Source organism: Methylobacterium sp. XJLW, assembly GCF_003254375.1.
GTDB lineage: Bacteria > Pseudomonadota > Alphaproteobacteria > Rhizobiales > Beijerinckiaceae > Methylobacterium > Methylobacterium fujisawaense.
The window spans coordinates 2,029,054-2,045,000 of record NZ_CP016429.1 but is presented as its reverse complement, the minus strand read 5'-3'; the positions used below and the strand labels follow the sequence as shown (position 1 = coordinate 2,045,000).

The following is a 15,947-nucleotide window of genomic DNA, read 5'->3' as shown; positions in this document are numbered from 1 at the left end:
AGGCGGCCGTTGTCGAGGAGGGGGATCTCGGTGCGGATCAGCCACGTGATCCGGTGGTCCTTCGTCACCACGGCCCGGAGGTTCGGCACGGCCTTGCGGACCGCCGGGATGCCGGTCTCCGCGAAGGCCCGGGCCGCCTGCATCGCGCGCACGGCGCGGGCGACGCGGTCGTCCTCCACCTCGGCGCCGTATTCGGGCAGTTCGAGATCGGCGAGCAGCCGGTCGAGGTCGACGGCCTCCGGGGACAGGCCGAGCCGCCCGAGGGATTCGATCAGGCTCTCGATGGTCGGGCGGAGACGCTTGCGCGCCATGCGGTCACCTTCGGCAGAAGCGTCTCACGCAAACCCTGACGCGGTCGGGGGCGTTCCGGATCCGATCCATGCGCGGAACCGCGCCCGGACGCCACTCCGAAACCGTCCTTGCGAGCGCAGCGAAGCATTCCAGCGGCGCCACGAGCCCCAACGTTGCGCGACACTGGGTTGCTTCGCTGCGCTCGCAAAGACGGGATCTCACGGTTGCCGGGCCGCCTCGGCGAGCCAGCCGCAGAAGGCCCGCACCGCCGGATCCTCCGCCCGGGGCTCCGGGACGTAGGTGTAGTAGCTCCGTGCCGGCAGAGACGGGCCCGCGAAGGGCAGGGTCAGGCGGCCGGCCGCGACGTCGTCGGCGATCAGCCGCTCGGGCCCCATGGCGATCCCGAGCCCGTCGAGGGCGGCCTGGAGGGTCAGGTAGAAATGCTCCAGCGTCACCGAGGCCTGCGGCTCCAGATCGGGCACACCGGCCGCCCGCAGCCAGTCCGGCCAGACCCGCGGGAGCGTCGCCGCGTGCAGCAGGGTGTGCTGCCGGAGCTGCTCGGGCTCTGCGAGGGGGAGGCGCTGCAGCAGGGCCGGGCTGCAGACGGGGATGCGGCGTTCGGACAGGAACGGCTCCGCGCGATGGCCCGGGCGCGTCTCCGGACCACCGCGGATCGCGACATCGAACGGCTCCGCGAGCTGCGCCAGGGGCACGTTGGAGGTCGTCAGCCGGACCTCGATCGCCGGGTTGGCCACCTGGAAGCCGGACAGGCGCGGGATCAGCCAGCGCAGGGTGAAGGTGGCGAGCGCATTCACGTGCAGCAGGCGGGGCCGCCCGCGCTCGACCTGGCGGGCCGTGGCCAGGGCGATCCGGTCGAGGGCGGCGCCGATCTCGGTGGCGTAGGCGACCCCCGCCTCGGTGAGGACCACGCGCCGGTTGTGGCGCGTGAACAGCGGCAGGCCGAGCCAGCCCTCCAGCATCTGCACGTGCCGACTCACCGCGCCGTGGGTGACCCGCAGCTCGTCCGCGGCCCGGGTGAAGCTCCCGTGCCGCGCGGCCGCCTCGAAGGCCTTCAGGGCGTTCAGGGGCGGCAGGCGACGATGCACGGGTCAGGTTTACTCACGCGAGCGTCAGCATAAGGTGTTTGTCAGCCCCCCGCCAGACCGCCATCCTGGATCGGAACCACGAAGGATGGCTGGATGTCCGTCGCGTCCGTTCCGACCGCGTCTTCCGAAACCGCGTCCCCGCCGGAGGCCCGGCGCACCCTCCTGGCGACCGGGGTCAACCACGCCCTGCACGACGGCTACACGGACCTGATCTACGTGCTGCTGCCGGTCTGGCAGGCGGAGTTCGGCCTCGATTACGTCGCCCTGGCCTTCCTACGGTCGCTCTACAACGGCGCGCTGGCGGCGCTGCAGATGCCGGCGAGCCGCCTTGCCCAGGCCTGGGGCGCCCGCATCGTGCTGGTGCTCGGCACCGGGCTCAGCGCGGCGGGCTACGCGATCGCCGGCGCCTCGGGCGGCCTCGTCGGGCTCGGGGTCGGCCTCCTGCTCGGCGGCGCCGGCAGCAGCACCCAGCATCCCCTGGCCTCGGCGGTGATCGCCCGGGCCTACGGCGCGGCGGCGCGGGGGCCCCTCGGCACCTACAATTTCACCGGCGACCTCGGGAAGGCGGCGGTCCCGCCCCTGGTCGGGCTGCTGCTGACCCTGTCGGGCTGGCGCCACGCCCTCTGGGTGATCGCCGGCGGAGGCGTCCTCGTGGCGGTGCTGGTCGGGCGCCTGCTTCCGCGTGAGCCGCAGTCACGCAGCGCCCAGGCGGCCGCCAAGCGGGCGACCCGCCGGGTCGCGGGCGGATCGCCGCCCGGCGCGGGGTTCGGGCTCCTCGTCGCCATCGGCATGCTCGACAACGCCGCGCGGCCGGCCTTCCTGCTCTACCTGCCGTTCCTGCTGCAGGAGAAGGGTGCGGCGCTGACCACGGTGGGCCTCGCGCTCTCGCTGGTCTTCATCGGCGGCGCCCTCGGCAAGGCGGTGTGCGGGCGCCTCGGGGAACGCCTCGGCGTGACCCGGACCGTGATCCTCACCGAGACCGGGACGGCGCTCGCGATCCTGGCGGTGATCGTCCTGCCCCTGGCCCCCGGGCTGATCCTGCTGCCGCTCCTCGGCGTGATGCTGAACGGCACCTCGTCGGTCCTCTACGGGACGGTGCCGGAACTGGCCCCGGGCGGCCGGGTCGAGCGGGCCTTCGCGGTATTCTACACCTGGACGCTCGGCGGCAGCGCGCTGGCGGCGCCGCTGCTCTACGGACGGCTCGGCGACGCGGCCGGCCCGCACTGGGCGGCGGTGGCGGCGGCCGGGACGGCGCTCGCCGTGGTGCCGCTGATGCTGGCCCTGGCGCCGCGCCTCGGGGCGGCGGACCGGCAACGGGCCTGAGGCGTGGCGGCGGGGCCGGGGGCATGGGAACAGGAGCACGGGGACAGGATCTGCCCGCGGGGACGGCCCGCGCGTCCCGCCCGGACGCCGCCTCAGAGGCGGCCCAGGGTGTTGACCCGGACGGCCTCGGACCGGCCGTCCACCGCGACGTCCCGGATCTGCGCCGGCGCCACGCGGGCCGCCTGATAGACCGCCTCCGACACCACGGCCACGCAGCCGAGGGTCTTGGTCAGGCCCTGGAGGCGGGCGGCGACGTTGACGGTGTCGCCCAGCGCCGTGAAGCGGGCATCGGTGGCGTCGCCCATCTCGCCGACGATGGCGAGGCCCGCATGCACGCCGATCCCGTACCGGAGCGTATGCTCCAGATCGGCCGCCAGCAGCCGGTTCAGGGTGTCGACGGCGTCGGCGATGAGGTCGATCGCCCGCAAGGCGTCCTGGGCGGCCTGCCCGGGCTCCGTCTCCAGGCCGAACAGGGCGAGCAGACCGTCGCCGAGGAACTGGTTGGTCGAGCCGCCGGCCTCCCGCACGGCGTCGCCGACCGCGCCGAGGAAGCGGTTGATGATGAACACCGTGTCGTAGGGCAGGCGCTCCTCGGCGAGCCGGGTCGAGCCGCGCAGGTCGACGAACATCGCCACGATGAAGCGCTCCTCGCCGGATTGCGCCCGGTCGAGCAGGTCGGCCTGGCGCATCCGCGGCTGCGGCGGCAGCAGCGGCACCACGGCCATGTCGGTCTCGGGCCGGAACTGGCAGGCGAGCCGCACCCCCGGACCGGCGGCGATGCGCTCCAGGACCGACCGCTCGGTGCGGCCGGGACTGGGCGCGCCGTCGCTGCCGTCCGTCACCCGGATGCGGCAGGTGGAGCATCGGCCGCGGCCGCCGCAGACGCTGGCATGGGGGATCCGGTTGCGCCGGCTCGCCTCCAGCACGCTGGTGCCCCGGGGGACCCGCACCACCCGCCCGTCCGGATAGCTGAGCCGGATCGTGCCCCGCTTGACCTCGGCGAGGGTCCGCACGCCGCGCGCTGCGACCACCGCCGCCACCAGGCCCGCATAGGTCCCGAGCAGCCCGTCCCGGATGGCCGCGAGCCGCGCGACCTGATCGGGCAGCCCGACATGGACCGGCTGGAGGGCCACCGCCCGCCACGCCGGATCCTGCGCCAGGGTGAGGATCATGCGGCCGCCCTGCGCGAAGCCCAGCAGCGACAGGACCGGGACCAGGACCGCGAGCGCCAGCAGCCAGGGCGCCATGCGCCCGAAGGCGGGCTTCAGCCGCAGCCAGAAATACAGGCCCATGCAGCCGTGGATCCAGGCCAGGACCAGGACCGTGACCTGCAGCAGGCCGAGCGTCGGCGAGGCGATCCAGAAGGCGTAGAGTTCCTGCGCGTAGCCCTTGTCGAGCCCCTCGGTGACGAAGGAGATCCGGGTCGCCGTGATGTGGCTGATGAGGAGCGTCGGGATCAGCAGGCCCGAGACCAGTTGCAGGGCCTCGGAGGGCCGCCAATGGAAGAAGCGGGCCGCGTAGAGCGCCTGGAGCCCGAGCAGCAGATGGAGCACCAGGGCGCCGTAGAGCAGCGTCAGGCCGACGGGATTGAGCCAGACGGCCGTGACGACGTCGAGGCCGTCCTCCATGGCGTCGAGGGAGATGTTGCCCAGGGCGTGGTTGAGCAGGTGGGTCAGCACGTAGCCGAACAGGACCAGGCCGCTGGCCAGCCGGAGGCGCCGCAGGTTCAGGCGGATCCGCGCGGCTTGCGTGGCGGATCGGGGTTGCGCGCCCGCATCGGCGGATCGAAGCGTCGCGATCGAGGCTGTGCGCACCATGCTGGGAGGTCCGAGGAGATCGGTTCTGGGCCCGCCATTCACGGTCCCTCGTACCAGCAAGACTTCCGCCGCGTCCGATTTATTTCCAATCGCCGGCGATCCGTGGAGTCCCGGACGTGAGGATCGCGCGTATCGACCGCGCCGGAGACCCGATGCTGGACACCTTCTTCGCCCGCAGCGCCGCCGCGGTGGCCTTCGACCTGATCGGCGCCCGCCTGTTCGTCGGCGCGGCCGGCGGGATCATCGTCGAGACCGAGGCCTACGACAGCACCGATCCGGCCTCCCACAGCTTCCGCGGCCCGACCCGGCGCAACGCCAGCATGTTCGGGCCGCCGGCCCATGCCTACGTGTATCGCTCCTACGGGATGCACTGGTGCCTGAACCTCGTCTGCGAGCCCGGCAGCGCCGTGCTGCTCCGGGCCCTCGCGCCGACCGAGGGGGTTCCCGCCATGCGGGCGCGCCGCGGCGTGGAGGATCCGCGCCTGCTCTGCGCCGGGCCGGGCCGCCTCTGCCAGGCCCTCGGCGTCACCGACGCGCTGGACGGCGCGCCCCTCGCGGGGGCGCCGTTCCGGTTCGAGCCCCGCGCCGCGGGCGATCCCGGGGCCGTCGAGGTGGTCAGCGACCGGCGCATCGGGATCACCCGCGGCGCCGAGACGCCCTGGCGGTTCCTGCTCGCCGGCTCCCGCTTCGTCAGCCGGCCGGTGCGGCGGGCCGAACCGGGGGCCGGGACCGCCTGAGGATCGCAGCGGCCGGAGCGGGATGTCCGGTCGCGGATCCGGGACGAGCCCGCGCGACCGGGCCGACGCTTCCGCAGGGGGGCGTCCGTCGGGTAGGACGGGGCCGAGGCGCGGGCGATCCGCCGGGCCTGGGCGCGCGCGGGGAGGGGCCATGGCGGCCAAGGATGAAGCGACGTGGCGGGTCGGCGTCCTGTTCTCCCGCAGCGGGGTGAGCGGCATCACCGAGACCGAGCACTTCCTCGGCACCGCGCTCGCGATCGAGGAGATCAACCAGGCCGGCGGCGTGCTGGGCCGCCCGATCGAGCCGGTCTGCTACGACCCCGCCGGCGAGACCGACGCCTACCGCACCCTGGCCCGGCGAATGCTTGCCGAGGACGGGGTCGAGGTGGTGTTCGGCTGCTCGCTCTCGGCGAGCCGGAAATCGGTGCTGTCCACCATGGAGCGGCACAACGGCCTGCTCTGGTACCCGTCGATCTACGAGGGCTTCGAGTACTCGGAGAACATCATCTACACCGGTGCGACCCTCAACCAGAACGTCTTCGCCCTGGCCGACTACCTCCTGCAGGAGCAGGGGCGGCGGATCTTCCTGATCGGGTCCGACTACATCTACCCGCGGGAATCGAACCGGGTCATGCGCGACCTGATCGAGGCGAAGGGCGGGACCATCGTGGGCGAGCTGTACGCGGCCCTCGACGCGGACGACGCGGCCCATGCCGCCATGATCGCGGCGATCCGCGACGCCGCGCCGGACGCGGTCTTCTCCACCGTGGTGGGGCGCGGGGCCGAGCGGCTCTACCGCGCCTACGCGGAATCCGGCATCGACCGCGCCCGCTGCCCGATCGCCAGCCTGACCCTGGCGGAGGGCCAGATCCACGCGATCGGTCCCGAGCACTGCACCGGCCACGTCCTGGCGGCCCCGTATTTCGGGTCCCTTGCGAGCGAGGAGAACCGGCGCTTCGTCGCCGCCTTCCAGGCCCGGTTCGGGCCCGAGCGCCCCACCAGCATGTGGTCGGAGACCGCCTACGCGCAGGTCCATCTCTTCGCCCGGGCGCTCACGGAGGCCGGCACCCTCGACGCCGAGCGCCTCGGCGCGGCGGCCCTGCGCCAGCGCCTCGCGGCGCCGGAGGGCGACCTCGCCTTCGACGGCGAGACGCGGCACATCTGGCTCACGCCGGGCATCGGCGTCGCCCGGGCCGACGGGCAGTTCGACGTGGTCTGGCGGGCGCGCCGGCCCGTGCGGCCCGATCCCTACCTCGCGTGGTCCCGGTTCGAGACGAACTGGCTGGAGGAGGGTCTCGCCGCGTGACCGCCCCCGCCCGCAAGATCCTGGACGACCTGCGGCGCGCCCGCGCCCTCGTCATCCACCCCAAGGACGAGGAGGGCGCCGCGCTGCTGGAGCAGCTCCGTCGCCTCGGCTGCGCGGTCTCCCTGGCGTGGCCGCCGCCCGCCGCCCTGCCCGCCGACATCGACACGCTGTTCATCCAGCTCGACGACGCCCAGGTGATGCACCTGCTGCCGTCGATCGAGGCGCTGGAGCCGGCGGTCATCGCCATCGTGGCCTACGAGAGCCCGACCTCCCTGAAGGCGATCGCCGACGTCAATGCCCACGGCGTGCTCAACAAGCCGCTCCACCCGCGGGGCGTGCTCACCCAGTTCGCCCTGGCCCGCTACCGGCGCGGCTACGAGGGCCGGCTCACCAGCAAGATCAACCGGCTGGAGGAGACCATGAAGGGCCGCCGCACCGTCGAGAAGGCGGTCCGGCTGCTCGTGGACCTGAACCGGATCGACGAGGACGCCGCCTACAAGATGCTCCGGGACCGGGCCACCGCCGCCCGCGTGCCGATGGCCAGCGTGGCCGAGAGCGTGGTCTCGGCCCACGAGGCGATGAGCGGTCTCGGCCTGCGCATCGCGTTGGCGGAAAAGACCTGATCGCAGCAGCCTGCCGCATTTATGGTCTTGCGGTCCGGTTCGGGGCGCGTATCGTAGTCTAACCGGGCAAGGTTGCCCCGCAGCAAGATTGCTGCATGACATCTCGGCTTTGAAGCCTCTGGTTCGCGGATGATCTTGTCCGCGCCCAGGGGCTTTTTGCGTTTTGGAGCTTTCATGATCCAAGCGAACGGTCCTGCGCGCCCGCCGATACGGGTGTCGTGCATCCAGTTCGCGCCGGACTTCGGCGCGGTCGACGCGAATCTGGCGCGGGCCTCCGATCTCGTCCGCGCGGCCGCCGCCGCGGGCAGCCGGCTGATCGTGCTGCCGGAACTCGCCAGCACCGGCTACGTGTTCGAATCCGCCGCGGAGGCCGCCGCCCTGGCCGAGCCGGTGCCGGAGGGCCCGACCACCCGGGCCTGGGCGGCGCTGGCCGCGGAACTCGGCGTGCACATCGTGGCGGGGATCGCCGAATCCGCCGGTGACGTCCTCTACAACGCCGCCGTGATCGTCGGGCCGGAGGGCTATATCGGCACCTACCGCAAGGCGCATCTCTGGGACCGGGAGAACGAGTTCTTCGCCAGGGGCGACCTCGGCTTCCCGGTCTTCGACACGGCGCTGGGCAAGGTCGGCGTCGCCATCTGCTACGACGGCTGGTTCCCCGAGACCTTCCGGCAGCTGGCGCTCGGGGGCGCCGAGATCGTCTGCATCCCGACCAACTGGGTGCCGATGCCCGACCAGCCCGCGGGCGAGGCCGCCATGGCCAACACCCTGCACCGGGCCGCCGCCCATGTGAACGGCCTCTTCATCGCCTGCGCCGACCGGGTCGGCACCGAGCGCGGCCAGCCCTTCGAGGGGCAGAGCCTGATCGTCGGCCCCAAGGGCTGGCCACTCGCCGGCCCGGCGAGCCGCGACCGGACCGAGACCCTCTCGGCGCTGGTCGATCTCGACGCGGCCGGCCGCAAGGACCTGAACCGGTTCAATTCGCTCCTGCGCGACCGCCGCACCGACATCTACGGCTGAGCCGAGATCCGTAACCCTTCCCGTCCGTCCCAAGGAGTTCGTTCATGGTGAAATGGTCCCTCGCCGGCGCCGCGGCGCTCGCCCTCGCCGCCACGGCCGCGCAGGCCGCCGACGGCAAGCCGATCGTCATCGGCATCCCGATCGGCCTGTCGGGCGCCAACAGCGTCGTCGCCCCCTCGGTGGTGCAGTCGGCCGAACTCGCCGTGGAGGAGATCAACGCCAAGGGCGGCGTGCTCGGCCGCAAGCTCGTCCTCGAGGTCGCCGACGACGCCTCCGGGGCGGCGGGCGCCCAGAAGGCCTTCGACAGCCTGATCTACCAGAAGAAGGTCGACGTCCTGATCTCCATGGAGACGAGCGCGGCGCGCAATGCCGGCCTGCCCGCCGTCACCAAGGGGAAGGTGCCGTACATCTACACCTCGTTCTACGAGGGCCATTCCTGCAACAAGAACATGTTCGTGGACGCCTGGGTGCCGGAGCAGCAGGTTCCGCCGGTGGTGGACGCCTTCAAGGCGCAGGGTGCCAAGACCTACTTCCTGATCGGCAGCGACTACGCCTTCGGCCGCGGCATGCTGGGCTTCGCCAAGAGCTACGTCGAGAAGACCGGCGGCAAGGTTCTCGGCGAGGAATACCTGCCGATGGACGGCAGCGACTGGACCGCGATCATCTCCAAGCTGAAGGAGGCCAAGCCCGACGCGCTGATCACCTCGACGGCGGGCGGCGCGCCGAACGTGACGCTGACGAAGCAGCTGCGCGGCGCCGGCGTGACGCTGCCCTTCGCCAACCTCGCGCTGGACGAGGGCACCGCCAAGAGCATGGGCGCGGACGCCGAGGGCGTCTACCTCTCGGCCTCCTACGTCACCGGGATCGACAGCGCGGAGAACAAGGCGTTCCTGGCGGCGATGCAGAAGAAGTTCGGCGCCGAGCTGCGCACCCCGAACGACCTCTCGGTGCCGGAATACGAGGCGATCTACCTCTACAAGGCCGCGGTCGAGAAGGCGGGCGGGACCGAGACCGCCAAGGTGCTGGAGGCGCTGCCGACGGTAAGCTTCACCGGGCCGCGGGGCACGATCACCATGAGCAAGCAGCACCACGCGCCGCTGACCATGTATCTCGGCCAGATCCAGAAGGACGGCACCGTGAAGGTCGCCGGCACCTTCAAGGACGTCGATCCCGGCGAGCAGTGCCCGAAGCTGCAATGAGGGGCGGGGCGCGACGCCTCCCTCTCCCCGCCCGGCGACGATGGCCGCCCGTCTGAGGCGGACACCGACGCCGCTGAACGAGCGCGACGCGCCCCCTCTCCCGTGCGGGAGAGGGTTGGGGTGAGGGATCGGAGGTTTCGGGATCGCGCGCCCCATCGCCGCGCGGTCAAGGTCGAGACTCTCTTGGAGAGGCCGCATCCCTCACCCTGTCCCTCTCCCGCGCGGGAGAGGGGACCCGCGCCCGATCCTGAATCCGCGTTGCCAAAGCAGATGCGTGGATCGGCAGGCCCGCACAGGGGCGCTCATTGCGCTGGGCCTCTGCCGCTTTCGCCTCGTGATGACGGTCCTTCAACCGGAACTCCCCGATGCTGCTCACCCTCGACATCCTGACCACCGCGGCGATCCTGTTCATCGTCTCGATCGGCCTCCTGGCGATCTTCGGCGTGCTCAAGATCATCAACTTCGCCCACGGGGCGTGGCTGACGGTCGGCGCCTATTGCGCGGTGGTGACCGCCAAGCTCGGGCTCAATCCCTGGCTGGCGCTGCCGCTGGCCTTCGCGGTCGGCGCGGCGCTCGGCGGTCTCGCCGAGCACTTCATCATCCGCCCGCTCTACCGGCGGCCGCTCGACGCGATCCTGGCCACCTGGGGGCTCGGCATCGTGGTCGGGCAGCTCATCACCCTGGCCTTCGGCCGGGACGTCCAGCTCACCCCGAACCTGCTGGCGGGCACCGTCGAGATCCTCGGCGTCGACTATTCCGCCTACCGCCTCGTGGCTCTGGGCATCGCGCTGGCGATCGGCACCCTGTTCGCGCTGACCATCGAGCGGACCCGGCTCGGGCTCTCGGCCCGGGCGGTGATCATGAACGAGACCCTGGCGCGCAGCCTCGGCATCGACACGGGGCGCGTGCGCCTCGTCGTGTTCATGATCGGCGCGGGGTTCGCGGCGCTCGCCGGCGTCCTGCTGACACCGCTCACCAGCGTCGACCCGAACATGGGCGTCGCCTGGCTGATCGGCGCCTTCATGCTGGTGATGGTCGCCGACGCCTCGTACCTGGCGCTCGCGGCGGCCTGCCTCGTCTTCGGGGCCGCGCAGGTCCTGATCAGCACCTTCGTGAGCCCGATCCTCGGCAGCATCGCCATCGCGGTGCTCGCCGCCCTCGTGCTGCGGATCAGCCCGAAAGGTTTCTCCCGTGCTTGAGACCCTGCCCGTCACCGAGCGCGCCGCCGCGGCCCCCCGCCGGCGGCGCCTGTCCCGCGCGGCGCCCGTCGTGGTCGCAATCCTGGCGGCGCTCGCCCTCTGGATCGCGCCGCTCGTCCTCGACACCTTCGCGGTCAACGTCCTGACCCGGTCGATGATCTACGCGGTGCTGGCCGTCACGGTGGACCTGCTCTGGGGCTTCGCGGGGATCCTGACCTTCGGGCAGGCGGCCTTCTTCGGCGTCGGCGCCTACGCCACCGCGATGATCCTCACCGCCTACGGGGCGACGCCCCTGGGGATCGCCGCGGCGGTCGCGGCGGCGCTCGTCGCGCCGGCCCTGCTCGGCCTCGCGGTCGGCTGGCTGTCCTTCTACCACCGCTCGACCCCGCTCTACGCCTCGGTGATCTCGCTGGTCGTCCCGATCGTCGTGGTGCAGCTGATCTACGCGGGCGGCGAATGGACCGGCTCCAGCAGCGGCCTCGTCGGATTCGACGTGCTGCCCTTCGAGAGCGAGGGCTATTTCCGCCTCGCGGCCCTGTTCCTGATCGTCGTCACCCTGGCGGCCTGGATCCTGGTCCGGGCCGATGCGGGCCGCGCCCTCGTGGCGCTGCGGGACAACGAAGCGCGCTGCGCCTATCTCGGCCTCAACCCGCGGCGCCTGCAGATCCGGCTGACCGCGGCTCTGGCCGCCGTCGCGGGGATCGCGGGCTTCCTGTTCGCCAACGCCTCGGGCGTGGTCGCGCCCGAGAATGCCGGCTTCCTGTTCGGCACCGAGCTGGTGATCTGGGTGGCGCTCGGCGGCCGCGGCACGCTGCTCGGCCCGGTGCTCGGCACCATCGCCATCGACTACCTCGCGGCGAACCTGTCCGGCGACCTGCCGTTCCTCTGGCAGCTCCTCCTGGGCACGGCCTTCGTGGCCATCATCATCCTGCTGCCGGGCGGCCTCGCCGACCTCGTCGGCCGCCTCTGGCGGGCGCTGCCGGCGGGCCGGCGGGAACCCGCGCCGCCGCGCCTCGTCGCGCGGGCGGCCGATCCGGATGCGGCCGCCTCCGCGACCCCCATCCTCACGGTCGAGAACCTCGCCAAGGCCTACGGTGCCCTGACGGTGCTGGAGGGCATCGACCTGGAGATCCGGGCGGGCGAACTCGTCAGCCTCGTCGGGCCCAACGGCGCCGGCAAGACCACGCTGATGCGCTGCCTCAGCGACGGCACCGAGCCCTTCACGGGGGCGATCGCCATCGGCGGCACCCCGATCACCGGGCTGACGCCGAACCGCATCGTCGGCCTCGGGGTCGGGCGCAAGTTCCAGGTGGCGAGCGTGTTCGAGAGCCTGTCGGTGGCCGATTGCCTCCGGCTCGCCCGGGCATCCCATGACGGCCTGAGCCCGGTCGGGCAGGCGGAGACGCTGGGCCTGCCGCAGGCGGCCCTCGACGTCCTGCGCATGACCGGCCTCGACCGCCTGCTGACCCGGCCGACCCGCCTCCTGTCCCACGGCCAGAAGCAGGCGCTCGAACTCGCCATGGTGGTGGCGCTGGAGCCGCGGCTGATCCTGCTGGACGAGCCCACCGCCGGCCTGACCAAGGCCGAGCGCACCACCATCGGGACCGTGCTCAAGGCGCTCACCGCCGGGGGAAGGATCGCCGCCGTGCTGGTCGAGCACGACCTCGACTTCGTGCGCGAGATCTCGTCGCGGATCGTGGTGCTGCACCAGGGCCGCCTCGTCCTCGACGGCACGGTGGAGGACGTCGTCGGCTCCGAGCTGGTCCGGACCATCTATTCGGGAGGTGCCCATGGCTGAGGCAGCGGGTGAGGCAGCGGCTGAGGCAGTGCGGCGGAGCGAGCCGGCGGGCGCCGCCCTCGCCCTGGAGGGGGTGTCGAGCGGCTACGGAGCGGTCTCGATCGTGAAGGGCGTGTCCCTGTCGGTGGCGCCGGGGGAGATCGTGGCGCTGCTGGGCAAGAACGGCATGGGCAAGACCACGCTGCTCAAGACCATCCTGGGCATGGTCGCCCTGCGGGGCGGCGCGATCACCGTCGGGGGACAGGCGCTCGCCGGCCTGTCGCCCGCCCGGCTCGTGGCGCTCGGCGTCGGCTACGCGCCGCAGGAGCAGCCCCTGTTCCAGGACCTGTCGATCCGCGACAACCTGCGCCTCGCGGTCCCCTCCGACCGGATGCTGCCGGAGGCGCTGGAGCGGCTGTTCGGCCATTTCCCGTTCCTGAAGGGCCGGCTGGCCCAGCGGGCCGGCACCCTGTCGGGGGGCGAGCAGAAGATGCTGATCCTCGGCCGCGCCCTGATGCTGCGCCCGCGCCTGCTCCTCATCGACGAGATCTCCGAGGGCGTGCAGCCCTCCATGGTCGAGCGCCTGCGCGGCGTGCTCGACGCCGAGCGGGCGGCGGGCGTGTCGATGCTGGTGGTGGAGCAGCACGTCGCCTTCGCGCTGGCCCTGGCCGACCGCTACGCCGTCCTCAAGCTCGGCGAGATCGTCGACAGCGGGCCGGCCGGGGCGTTGGACGCGCAGGCGCGCGTCATCGGCCATCTGGCGGTGTGAGCCATGAGCGAACTCAACACCTTCTCGATCGCCGCCCGCTGCCCGCGGACCGGGCAGCTCGGCGTCGCGGTGGCGAGCGCCGTCCCGGCGGTGGGCGGGCTCTGCCCCTACATCCGCGCCGGGATCGGGGCCGTCACCACCCAGTCCTGGGTGAACCCCTACCTCGCCGCCCGCATCCTCGACGGCCTGGCCGGCGGGCAGGGCCCCGACGCCGCCCTGGCGGCGGCGCTCGCCACCGACGACCGGCCGGACCTGCGCCAGCTCGGCCTCGTCGATGCGCGCGGGACCGGCGCGGCCTGGACCGGCGCCGGCTGCACGCAGGCCGCCGGACACCGCACCGGGGCCGGCTACGCCGTGCAGGGCAACATGCTCGCCGGGACCGGCGTGATCGACGCCATGGCGGAGGCCTTCGCGGGGAGCGCCGCCTGCGACCTCGACGAGCGGCTCATGCGGGCGCTGGAGGCCGGCGATGCGGCCGGCGGCGACAAGCGCGGCAAGCAATCGGCGGCCCTCAGGATCGTCGCCGGCGAGGATTACCCGCTCCTCGACCTGCGGGTCGACGAGCACGCCGAGCCCGTCGCCGAGCTGCGCCGCGTCCTGGCCATCGCCCGGCGGCAGCTCGTGCCGTTCGTGGCCGGCATGCCCCGGAAGCACGGCCCGGCCGGCGCCCTGCCGGACGACGTCGTGGCGATGCTCCTGAAAGCGCCCGCCGAGCGGCCGGGCGCTGCGGCCGATGGCGGGGCCGCCGATGCGCCCGATCTCCTGCGCGACGTCATCGGCCTGCGCCAGGAGCCCGGGCGGGTCGCGCACCTGCTGAGGCAGTTCGCGCCGGTGCTCGCCGAGATCGCCCGGCTCCGCGACCTCGACCTCGCGGACATCCATCCGCCGGTCGTCTTCGATCCGACCTTGCCGTACCGCCGGGGGCCCCATGACGACCGCCGTGACTGACGCCCTCTGGCCGTTGCCGATCACCGAGCTCGCGCGGCGGATCGCGGCGCGGGAGCTGTCGAGCGCCGACCTCGTCGGCGCCAGCCTCGACCGGATCGCGCGCCTCGACGGCGCCCTGAACAGCTTCGTCCATCTCTCGTCCGCGGCCCTCGACGCCGCGCGCGCGGCCGATGCCGAGATCACCCGGTCCGGCCCGCGGGGCCCGCTGCACGGCATCCCGATCGCCATCAAGGACAACTACACCACGGCCGACATGCCGACCCGGGCGGGTACCGCCGTGGAGGCCCTGACCTTCCCGGCGGCCGACAGCCACGCGGTGGCGCGGCTGCGGGCGGCCGGCGCGGTGATCCTCGGCAAGCTGCGCATGCACGAATTCGCCTGGGGCATGGTCACGCCGCCGACCCGCAATCCCTGGGACCTCGACCGGGTGCCCGGCGGCTCCAGCGGCGGCTCCGGCGCCGCGGTTGCGGCCCGCCTCTGCCCGGCCGCCCTCGGCTCGGACACGGGCGGCTCGATCCGGATCCCGGCCGCCCTGTGCGGGGTCGTCGGCCTCAAGCCGACCTACGGCCGGGTCGGCCGGTCGGGGATCGTCCCGCATTCCTGGTCCCTCGACCATGCCGGGCCGCTGACCCTGACGGTGGCCGATTCCGCCCTGATGCTGCAGGCGCTCGCCGGCCCGGATGCCGGCGATCCCGCCGCCAGCGCGGCGCCGGTCCCCGACTACACGGCCGGGCTGGACCGGCCGATCCGGGGCCTGCGCGTCGCGGTGATCCGCAACCACTTCTTCGACGCGGTCGACGAGGACGTCGCTGTCGCAATCGAGGGGGCGCTCCGCTTCCTCGCCGACCGGGGCTGCACGGTCCGCGACGTCGCGGTGCCGTCCCTGCGCCACGGCCTCGGGGCCATCTACGCCATCGAGCTCGCCTCCTCGACCGCCTATCACGACCGCAGCCTCGCCCAGGGCCACGTGGCGGGCTTTGCCGCCGACGTCCGCGACCTCGTGGAGATGGGCCGGCTCGTGACCGGGCCGGACTACCTGCGCGCCGAGCAGGTGCGGGCCCTGATCATGGACGAGATGGCCGCCGTCCTGGCGGAGGCCGACGTGATCGTCGGCCCGGCCTCGCCCTTGACCGCGTGGCGGACGGACGAGTCCGCGGTGTCGCTCGGCGGGCGCGCGGAGAGCGTGCTGGCGGCCTCCTGGCGGCTGACCTACCCGTTCAACCTCACGGGCCTGCCCGCGATCGCGCTGCCCTGCGGCTTCGACCGGCGCGGCCTGCCGATCAGCCTCCAGATCGCCGGCCGGCCCTTCGCCGAAGCCGAGATCCTGCGCGTGGCGCACCAGTACGAGCGGGCGCACGATTGGTGGCGCCGGGTGCCGCCCCTGGCCGGCTGACGCGGCGCGCCGATCCTGCGCAGCTGAACCGGCCCGTTGCGATCGATTGCACGCAACCAATACCGCGTCTCATCGCAAATATCCGCGCGCTGTACAGAGCGATGCGTGTGGAACCCTTTTTCCGCGGTTGCCGTTGCTGGGTTCGATTGAAACCAGGAGGCTACCAATGCGCAACATCATTCTCTCGGGTGCCCTGTTCGCGGCCCTGTGCGGCGCGGCGAGCGCCGAGGAGACCACGGTCATCCGCCGCGACGGGCCCGCCGTCGTCGACCACCGCGACACCGTCGTCGAGAAGCGTGAGGTCACCACCGGCACCGTCGATTGCGGTTCCAAGACCGTCCACAAGGAGGACGGCATGGGCAACTCCAAGACCGTCCACAAGGAAGGCTGCAACTGAGCCTCCGCGGCCCGTAACGCCCTGACGAGCCTGGAGATCTCA

15 protein-coding genes (1 of these 15 running past the window's edge) are annotated in these 15,947 nt (G+C 72.8%); 12 read left to right on the top strand and 3 right to left on the bottom strand.

Annotated elements, in window-relative coordinates; all coding sequences use genetic code 11:
* Together A3862_RS09450 and gcvA are read right to left on the bottom strand one after the other, a co-directional pair.
* Positions 1-311, bottom strand: partial view of a helicase-related protein gene (locus tag A3862_RS09450; protein WP_043357983.1) — the 5' portion only. Its footprint begins 1,834 nt before the window's first position; the window shows 311 of its 2,145 coding nt (coding positions 1-311); the start codon lies at positions 309-311; the stop codon falls past the left edge of the window.
* A gap of 198 nt (positions 312-509) precedes the next feature.
* Positions 510-1,397 (bottom strand): transcriptional regulator GcvA, encoded by an 888-nt coding sequence (gcvA, locus tag A3862_RS09445; protein ID WP_043357984.1) that lies wholly within the window; start codon positions 1,395-1,397, stop codon positions 510-512.
* Between the two features lie 93 nt (positions 1,398-1,490).
* On the opposite strand from gcvA, the gene A3862_RS09440 reads away from it, so the two are divergent.
* Positions 1,491-2,720: an MFS transporter gene (locus A3862_RS09440; RefSeq protein WP_043387294.1), complete on the top strand. Its 1,230-nt coding sequence runs from the start codon at positions 1,491-1,493 to the stop codon at positions 2,718-2,720.
* 92 nt (positions 2,721-2,812) lie between these two features.
* On the opposite strand, the gene A3862_RS09435 is transcribed toward A3862_RS09440, so the two are convergent.
* The gene (locus A3862_RS09435; protein WP_043759672.1) at positions 2,813-4,537 is read right to left on the bottom strand and encodes an adenylate/guanylate cyclase domain-containing protein; all 1,725 of its coding nucleotides are present in this window, start codon (positions 4,535-4,537) and stop codon (positions 2,813-2,815) included.
* Between the two features lie 152 nt (positions 4,538-4,689).
* Here A3862_RS09435 and A3862_RS09430 point away from each other — a divergent pair, with 152 nt between their 5' ends.
* From A3862_RS09430 to A3862_RS09380, 11 genes are all read left to right on the top strand, one after another.
* Positions 4,690-5,274: a DNA-3-methyladenine glycosylase gene (locus A3862_RS09430; protein WP_043759675.1), complete on the top strand. Its 585-nt coding sequence runs from the start codon at positions 4,690-4,692 to the stop codon at positions 5,272-5,274.
* A gap of 151 nt (positions 5,275-5,425) precedes the next feature.
* Positions 5,426-6,580: a transporter substrate-binding domain-containing protein gene (locus tag A3862_RS09425; protein ID WP_043387289.1), complete on the top strand. Its 1,155-nt coding sequence runs from the start codon at positions 5,426-5,428 to the stop codon at positions 6,578-6,580.
* The gene (locus tag A3862_RS09420; RefSeq protein WP_043357993.1) at positions 6,577-7,203 is read left to right on the top strand and encodes an ANTAR domain-containing response regulator; all 627 of its coding nucleotides are present in this window, start codon (positions 6,577-6,579) and stop codon (positions 7,201-7,203) included. Before A3862_RS09425 ends, A3862_RS09420 begins: the two co-directional genes overlap by 4 nt.
* Positions 7,204-7,377: 174 nt before the next feature.
* Entirely contained in the window at positions 7,378-8,223 is an 846-nt protein-coding gene (locus A3862_RS09415) for a nitrilase family protein (RefSeq protein ID WP_043759677.1), read from the top strand.
* A gap of 44 nt (positions 8,224-8,267) precedes the next feature.
* Entirely contained in the window at positions 8,268-9,422 is a 1,155-nt protein-coding gene (locus A3862_RS09410) for a substrate-binding protein (RefSeq protein WP_043387287.1), read from the top strand.
* Positions 9,423-9,787: 365 nt separating this feature from the next.
* The gene (locus tag A3862_RS09405; RefSeq protein ID WP_043387286.1) at positions 9,788-10,621 is read left to right on the top strand and encodes a branched-chain amino acid ABC transporter permease; all 834 of its coding nucleotides are present in this window, start codon (positions 9,788-9,790) and stop codon (positions 10,619-10,621) included.
* On the top strand, positions 10,614-12,419 hold the full coding sequence (locus tag A3862_RS09400) for a branched-chain amino acid ABC transporter ATP-binding protein/permease (RefSeq protein ID WP_043387284.1): 1,806 nt from the start codon (positions 10,614-10,616) through the stop codon (positions 12,417-12,419). The genes A3862_RS09405 and A3862_RS09400 overlap by 8 nt, the downstream gene beginning before the upstream one ends.
* Positions 12,412-13,167: an ABC transporter ATP-binding protein gene (locus tag A3862_RS09395; protein ID WP_236961913.1), complete on the top strand. Its 756-nt coding sequence runs from the start codon at positions 12,412-12,414 to the stop codon at positions 13,165-13,167. The genes A3862_RS09400 and A3862_RS09395 overlap by 8 nt, the downstream gene beginning before the upstream one ends.
* A gap of 3 nt (positions 13,168-13,170) precedes the next feature.
* The gene (locus A3862_RS09390; protein ID WP_111473539.1) at positions 13,171-14,115 is read left to right on the top strand and encodes a DUF1028 domain-containing protein; all 945 of its coding nucleotides are present in this window, start codon (positions 13,171-13,173) and stop codon (positions 14,113-14,115) included.
* A complete protein-coding gene (locus tag A3862_RS09385) occupies positions 14,108-15,508 on the top strand; it encodes an amidase (protein ID WP_236961911.1) in 1,401 nt (466 codons plus the stop codon). The genes A3862_RS09390 and A3862_RS09385 overlap by 8 nt, the downstream gene beginning before the upstream one ends.
* 166 nt (positions 15,509-15,674) lie before the next feature.
* Positions 15,675-15,905 (top strand): hypothetical protein, encoded by a 231-nt coding sequence (locus A3862_RS09380; RefSeq protein ID WP_043358016.1) that lies wholly within the window; start codon positions 15,675-15,677, stop codon positions 15,903-15,905.
* Positions 15,906-15,947: the final 42 nt, after the last annotated feature.